General features: G+C 67.4%; 1 protein-coding gene. It reads left to right on the forward strand.

The window, feature by feature from the left end:
- Positions 1-236 precede the first annotated feature (236 nt).
- The gene (locus tag ACTWQJ_RS51155; protein ID WP_443313162.1) at positions 237-1,538 is read left to right on the forward strand and encodes an IS110 family transposase; all 1,302 of its coding nucleotides are present in this window, start codon (positions 237-239) and stop codon (positions 1,536-1,538) included.
- The last annotated feature ends 67 nt before the right edge of the window (positions 1,539-1,605 follow it).

Here is a 1,605-nt window from a genome sequence, read left to right on the forward strand (position 1 = left end):
CAGTGTGCGTATCCCTGCGTGACGCCTTGCCCCGGCGTGAAAATTGGGTTGGCGGCTGTCCGTCGACGTCGGCAGCACCTTGGGGGGTGGATCCCGCACCACAGTCTGACGCCGGAGCTGGCCTGAGGGGCCGTGCACTGTTGCCTCGAGCACGCCATTCAGCTTTCCGATGTCCCCTCCCGCTCCATGGGCAGCCGCCGCCTGCCCGGCATCCAAGTGGAAGCGAGGTGAGGACGGTGCCGGAGACACAAGAGCTCGGCACGGCCGAGGACTTGGTGGAGAGGGTCGCGGCGATTGATGTCGCGAAGGCGTCGGGGATGGTGTGTATGCGCCTGCCCCACGAGACCCGGACGGGACGTCGGGTCCAGGAGGTGTGGAACGTCCCGTCGACCACCACCGCGATTCTGGAGCTGGGCGACCGTCTGGTCTGCCAGGGTGTCACCCGGGTGGTGATGGAGGCCACCGGCGCGTACTGGAAGCCGTACTTCTTTCTGCTGGAAGCCCGCGGCCTGGAATGCTGGCTGGTCAACGCCCGTGACGTGAAGAACGTCCCGGGACGGCCCAAGACGGACAAGCTGGATGCGGTCTGGCTGGCCAAGCTCACCGAGCGGGGCATGCTCCGCCCCTCGTTCGTGCCGCCGAAGCCGGTGCGGCAGCTGCGTGACCTGACCCGCTTGCGCGCGGTTCTCAACCAAGAACGCTGTCGGCACAAGCAGCGGGTGGAGAAGATCCTGGAGGATGCGCAGATCAAGGTGACCGGCGTGCTCACCGACCTGTTCGGTGCCTCCGGCCGGGACATGCTCGCCGCCCTCATTGCCGGCGAACGCAGCCCTCGCGTCCTCGCCGATCTGGCCCGCGGCAATCTGGTCCGCAAGAAGGCCGCCCTGGCCGATGCTCTGACCGGGCAGTTCGAGGACCACCACAGCTTCCTCTGCCAGACGCTGCTGGACAGCGTCGACCACCTCACCGGGCAGATCGCGCGACTGGACGAGCAGATCACCGCTGCTGTTCAGGACCTGCCCGGACCGCAGGAACACACACGCCCCGGGCCCTCGCTCGTCGAGCGGCTCGATGCCATTCCCGGTGTCGGACTCACCACCGCCCACATCCTGCTGGCCGAACTCGGCCCGGACATGGCCGTGTTCCCCACTGCGGATCACCTGGCCAGCTGGGCCAAGCTCACCCCGCGGACCACGCAGTCCGGTGCCAAACGCGGCTCCAGCCCGACCGGCCGGGGCAACCCCTGGCTCAAGAGCGCCCTCGGTGAAGCGGCCAGCGCCGCTGCCCGAACCGACACCTACCTCGGCGCGCGATACAGACGCATCGTCAAACGCCGCGGGCGCAAGAAGGCCCTGGTCGCCATCGCCCGCTCAATCCTGATCATCGCCTGGCACCTGATCAATGATCCCGACACCACCTTCCGTGACCTCGGCTCCGACTACCACCAACGCCTGATCGACCCGAAACGCCGCACCCGCGACCTTGTCCGCCAGCTCAACGCGCTTGGCCACGATGTCACTCTCGCCCCCGCAAGCTGACCGCCATCTCAAGCTCTGGCCAACGAACGCGTCAGCATGCCCGTGACCTGGGGAATTTTCCATTCAG

The sequence above is a fragment of the Streptomyces sp. KR55 genome (assembly GCF_052245645.1).
In the GTDB taxonomy this organism is placed as follows: Bacteria; Actinomycetota; Actinomycetes; order Streptomycetales; family Streptomycetaceae; genus Streptomyces; species Streptomyces flavusporus.